Genomic DNA, 6000 nt, shown 5'->3' on the forward strand with positions numbered 1-6000 from the left:
ATAAAAGTAGAAAATCGCCCTATAAAATCTAATTTTCTTGAGCCAACTCTTGAGCTAGTTTTTCCTTATCTTGACGACGTTTTTTAGCGTATAACTGAATACTAGCCGCCATCAAAATTACCAAAGCCACAATTAACCAAGTAGTTAAATCAAGGGGTAAATTATTTTTGAAAATAGCTAATAAAACAATCACTAACAAAAGAATGGTAGGCGCTTCATTAAAAGCCCGAAACTGTTGCCCAGTCCAAGAATTTTCATTTTTTGCTAACTTCTTCATAATACGTCCACACCAAAAATGATAAACCAGGAGTAAACCCACAAACAAAAATTTGGCGTGTAACCATCCCGATTTTAACACCTCAGGTTCAGTGGAAATCAATCCTACCGCCATGGCTACCGTTAAAATCATCCCGGGGGTAGTGATGATATTATAGAGACGTTTTTCCATTATCTCATATTGCTTCGTCAAAATAGTTTGTGCTGGTTCGCTTTCTTGCCTAGCTTCGGCATGGTAAACAAATAAGCGCACCATATAAAATAACCCTGCAAACCAAACCACAATCCCAATAAGATGAAACGCTTTGTACCAATAATATGCCATAGTTTTTTCTTAAAATTTGTTTTGAATCAAGGAAAAAGTAATCAGAAATTACCCCCATTGCCTCCAATGGTGGGGGGAATGAAGACAATTATTGTTTAGAATAAGTAATTACTATATTCCCTTCCCACAACTTTAATTGTTAATTGTCCATTGTCAATTGTACATTGATTTAAAAAGTGTTGTGGTGAGCTTAAAAGATAACCATTAATAATTAATATGAACCCCTGTAAATACGTTCAGCTTGTTCGAGGGAAAGACGATTAGAGCGAGGATAATTATTAGTAACAGCAGGGGCTTTAGTTTCTGATTTTTCCTTTACTTGATAAGCCATGGATGAAGAGGAATCATTACTATCATGGGTATCATCTATCATAGAATTAGCTTGAGAAACTTTGCGATAGTAGTTAGTTGGTTTTAAATCATAGATAAATTCAGGGGGAGCGTTTCTAGTTTCTAAGTCCACAAAATCATGACTAACTGGATCATAGGCTAACACATCTCCCGATTCAATGTTATATACCCAAGCATGAAGCGCCAATTTACCTTGATATAGTTTACTTCTGATCACAGGGTAGGTAGCTAGATTTTCTAGTTGTGTGAGGACATTTTCTGCGATCGCAATGGGTAAAACTTCTTCATCGGAAAGATCTCCATAATTATCCTTGAGAAGACGACGGGTAGCCTCTGCTTGTTTTAACCAATCATACACAAGGGGCATTTGCTCCTCTAATTTCGACATTTTTAATAAACCCTTCATCGCACCACAATGGGAATGACCACAAACGATTATATGCTCAATACCAAGGGCAGTGATAGCATATTCAATGGATGCCCCTTCTCCTCCATTGGTAGCACCGTAGGGCGGCACTATATTTCCTGCGTTACGAATTACAAATAAGTCACCTACATTGGCTTGGGTAATCAAATTGGGGTCAATGCGAGAGTCAGAACAAGTAATAAAGAGGATACGGGGATGTTGTCCTTGGGAAAGTTTTTCAAATAATTCTTTGTGGCTTTCAAAATAACCAGCATGGAAGCGGTGTAGTCCTTCGATCAGCTTTTTCATGGTTTCTCTTTAACTATGCTCTCGTGTCTTTTGTCTCGTTCTGATGACCGTATCCGATCATACCTTACTAAGGGTACATGAACAATTTACATCTCCTTGGGATAGTGATAAATATTACTTATTTTAGGGGAAGTTAATAAATAAGGTTATTTAACAAAAAAAATGTTTTAAATATAGAATTTATAAACTATTCCTGCCTGATCATTTACTGAAAAATCACCATTTAACTCTTGAGCTTTATTATCTAAATATTCTTTGGCTTTTTCTACGGGTAATTGAGCTTGTAAAGCAAATTTTAGTACCGTTATTTCTCCTTCATTTTCTGCTAATATCTGCAAGAATATTTGTTCTTTATCAATTTTATTTTTGTCAACATTGTTTCTTTGATTATGTTTTAAGTCCAAGATTAAATAAGTAGCGATACCTGTGGGAGGTAAACCGAGAATAAATAAAGCTGCGATCGCCCCTTCTCTGTCATCTTGAGCGGTATTACTATCAATTATTTGAAAAAGAGTCAAGAAAGTTATGGGTAAACCGATGATTAGAAAAAAACCAATTAATATTTTTTTAATTGCATTCATCATGATTAACGTAGATATTAGTAATTAATGAGACTATTTTAGATGTTTTTCTAGTTTTGCCCATATCTATACTTTGTCTTTAAATTAAATTCTTTAAATGTAACAGAACAAAATGCTACAAAAAAAGGTGCAACATTGTTGCACCTCTCATATTAATGTGAATTGTCGTAGTATTTAGCCAATAACACTAAAAGCAATAACAAAGCTCAATACAGCACCAAAAACAATGAGGGCATAAAATTGTGCTCGTCCATTTTCCAGATATTTCAAGCCTTCACCACTGACGATGGTAAATAAGCCCGTTAGGTTAACAGCACCATCTACCACTTTGTAATCGACTTCCATGATACCCCTAGCAATACGACGACAGCCTTTGACAAAGACACTGTCATAAAACTCGTCAAAGTACCATTTATTAAGGGAAAATTGGTATAAAGTAGGGAACTTAGAGGCGATCGCACTAGGGTCAATTTTCTTACTGCTATACATCAAAGAAGCCACGGTAATACCAATTAAAGCAATGCCCACAGAATTACCAGCCATGATAAGAAACTCAGTCAAATCAAAATGGTGAGCAACTTCCGTCACCGCCTCATTGGGAGAGGCAATAAATTCTTCAAAACGATTATTCCAAGGCATTCCCAAGAAACCAACCAACACAGAAGGAATCGCCAACATCATCAAGGGAAAAGTCATAGTTAAAGGAGACTCATGGGGTTTATCGCCGTGATGTCCTTCATCAGTGGGAATAATATTCGCTGCCGCCAACAACTCCTCTTGAATTTTATGATCCTTTCCTCTAAAGTCACCCTCAAAGGTCATGAAATACATACGGAACATATAAAAAGCGGTCAAACCAGCAGTTAACCAGCCGATTAACCATAGAGCAGGATTTGCCTCAAAAGCCAAACCTAAAATTTCATCCTTCGACCAAAATCCAGCAAAAGGAGGAATACCACAAATGGCCAAAGTACCAATCAAGAAACAACTAGAGGTAATGGGCATATATTTGCGTAAATTACCCATCAAACGCATATCCTGTGCCAAAACAGGCTCATGTCCTACCACTTCCTCCATACCATGAATTACAGAACCAGAACAGAGGAAAAGCATAGCTTTAAAATAAGCATGGGTCATAAGGTGGAATAAACCAGCACTATAAGCACCAATACCCATAGCCATCACCATGTATCCTAACTGAGAAATAGTAGAATAAGCCAAACCCTTTTTAATGTCATTTTGAGTCAATGCAATAGTCGCACCCAAAAGAGCGGTAAAACAACCCACCCAAGCCACTAAGTCCATGGCCACAGGGATAGGCTCAAATACAGGGTACATCCTAGCAATCAAAAATACCCCCGCTGCCACCATGGTAGCCGCATGAATCAGAGCAGATATGGGGGTAGGACCTTCCATAGCATCAGGAAGCCACACATGGAGTGGAAATTGGGCTGATTTTGCCACAGGCCCCAAAAAGACCAAAATAGCAAATAACGCCGCTAACCACCCAGCAAGTTGCCCTGAGACAACCGATTCATGAAGCCTAAGTCCCATTTCGCCAAAGTCAAAGCTACCAGTAGCCCAGTATAAACCAAGCATCCCCAATAATAAACCGAAATCCCCTACACGGTTAGTAACAAAAGCCTTTTGACAAGCATCAGCGGCCGCCTTGCGATCGTACCAAAAGCCGATGAGTAGATAGGAACACATCCCCACCAACTCCCAGAAAATATACACTTGCACAAGATTAGGGCTAACTACCAACCCCAACATCGAAGCACTAAAAATGCTCAAATAGGCATAAAAACGTACATAACCTTCATCGTGAGCCATATAACCATCAGTGTAAATCATCACCAACAGTGCCACGGTGGTAACAATAACCAGCATTAATGAGCTAAGATGATCGATGGTATAACCCATACTCAGGGAAAAATCCCCCGCAGAAGCCCATTCAATCATTCTCGTATAAGGCTCGGCACCCTGCCACTGACTCCAAAAAAGAGCCACAGAAAGGGCTAAACAAGCTCCTAGGGTGGAGATAATAAAAATTGAGTTAACTTGTCTTAATTTATTGGTAGCTTGGTTAAAAGAGATTAAGCCGATACCCACTATCATTGCGGAGATTAGGGGTAGTGTTGGCACTAACCAAGCGTATTCATATAATTTTAAACTGTCCATGCAGATTATTTATTCTATTTATCCATAACGCTATCATTGTGACATATCATTACTGTCTATGATCAATTAAGATTTCATTTTCCATTAGTTGATTAACTTTATCATGGGTAAAAAGTACCTCAATTGGGCATAATTAATTGTTAATAGCACCAGTTATCAAGTGGTGGGTTATAAGACATCTTTAGATGTGGGAATAGGACAGTTTTTTGATATTTTAGAGTATGTTTGTTTTAAAACAAATACCTATCTTAAAAAGGTAAAAACTATAGTTCGCTAGGTATGTCAAAATCATAGCACCTATAAAAGAAACTTTAACGCTTAATCAGTTTAACAAATATTTCAACTAATAAAATTTACTCACTATGTTAGATTTAACAGGAAAAAACGCCCTAGTTACAGGTATTGCCAATAATCGCTCCATTGCATGGGGTATTGCTCAACAATTACATAAAGCAGGAGCCAACATAGGTGTAACTTATCTACCCGATGAAAAAGGACGTTTTCAAAAAAAAGTTGGCGAATTAGTAGAACCCCTCAACCCCAGTGTTTTCCTACCCTGTAATGTACAAGATGACGTCCAAATTGAAGAAACCTTTAACGAAATTAAAGAACAATGGGGCAAAATAGACATCCTCATTCACTGTCTCGCCTTTGCCCAAAAAGATGACTTAAGCGGTGATTTTAGTAATACTTCCCGTGATGGTTTTAAAACTGCCCTTGATATTAGTGCCTATTCCCTTACCCGTCTTACCCAAGCCGCCAAACCCTTATTAACTGACGGTGCTAGTATTGTTACCCTTAGCTATCTTGGGGGAGTAAAAGTAATCCCCAACTATAATGTTATGGGTATTGCTAAATCTGCTTTAGAAATGAGTGTCCGTTATTTGGCGGCAGAATTAGGTTCTCAAAATGTCAGAGTTAATGCCATTTCCGCAGGGCCTATTCGTACCCTCGCATCTTCTGCAGTGGGTGGTATCCTTGATATGATTCACCATGTGGAAGCTACAGCACCCCTCAAACGCACCGTTACCCAAACAGAGGTAGGTAATGCCGCAGCTTTCTTATGTAGTGATTTATCCAGTGGTATTACTGGGCAAGTTATTTATGTAGATGCAGGTTATGAAATTATGGGTATGAGTCAAGGTTAAGATTTTCTCATATCATTGGTGGGCAAAGCCCACCCTATTTCAAACTAACTAGCCCCACTTAATTAAAGGTAAAATAGGCTTAGTTAGTAGCCCAGGCTTCAGCCCTTATTTCAGAAACCCTTAAAACCCCTAAAGGAGTAACCATAAACTTTCTTTTATTTAATTGGTTTTACCGAAAGAATGGGTTTAAAGCCTCGCTCTTTTAGGGCGACTTTTTTATGCTATTATATTTATTATTCTGGGCTAACTAGCGTAAAATGTTTATTTTAGAGTACAAACTAAGAGGAAAACCTCCGCAATTTAAAGCTATCGATGAGGGCATTCGTACAGTCCAATTCGTACGTAATAAATGTGTTAGTCTCTGGATGAACTCTCAAAACGTAGGTAAAGCCGAAGTTTATCGATATACCACTACTTTAAGAA

The 6000-nt window shown here is 38.1% G+C and carries 5 protein-coding genes; 1 reads left to right on the forward strand and 4 read right to left on the reverse strand.

The features are described from left to right. Positions 1-28 precede the first annotated feature (28 nt). The 4 genes from hemJ to IQ215_RS08335 all read right to left on the reverse strand — a co-directional run bounded on the left by hemJ (position 29) and on the right by IQ215_RS08335 (position 4429). Positions 29-601, reverse strand: coding sequence for a protoporphyrinogen oxidase HemJ (gene hemJ, locus IQ215_RS08320; RefSeq protein ID WP_193800855.1), 573 nt, complete (start codon positions 599-601; stop codon positions 29-31). Between the two features lie 211 nt (positions 602-812). Further along, complete coding sequence (locus tag IQ215_RS08325) at positions 813-1667, reverse strand: carbonic anhydrase (protein WP_193800856.1); 855 nt, start codon at positions 1665-1667, stop codon at positions 813-815. Positions 1668-1834: 167 nt separating this feature from the next. Further along, positions 1835-2251, reverse strand: coding sequence for a hypothetical protein (locus IQ215_RS08330; protein ID WP_193800857.1), 417 nt, complete (start codon positions 2249-2251; stop codon positions 1835-1837). A gap of 171 nt (positions 2252-2422) precedes the next feature. Further along, on the reverse strand, positions 2423-4429 hold the full coding sequence (locus IQ215_RS08335; RefSeq protein WP_193800858.1) for an NAD(P)H-quinone oxidoreductase subunit 5: 2007 nt from the start codon (positions 4427-4429) through the stop codon (positions 2423-2425). Between the two features lie 362 nt (positions 4430-4791). Here IQ215_RS08335 and fabI point away from each other — a divergent pair, with 362 nt between their 5' ends. After that, on the forward strand, positions 4792-5577 hold the full coding sequence (fabI, locus tag IQ215_RS08340) for an enoyl-ACP reductase FabI (RefSeq protein WP_193800859.1): 786 nt from the start codon (positions 4792-4794) through the stop codon (positions 5575-5577). The last annotated feature ends 423 nt before the right edge of the window (positions 5578-6000 follow it).

This window comes from Cyanobacterium stanieri LEGE 03274 (genome assembly GCF_015207825.1).
GTDB lineage: Bacteria > Cyanobacteriota > Cyanobacteriia > Cyanobacteriales > Cyanobacteriaceae > Cyanobacterium > Cyanobacterium stanieri_B.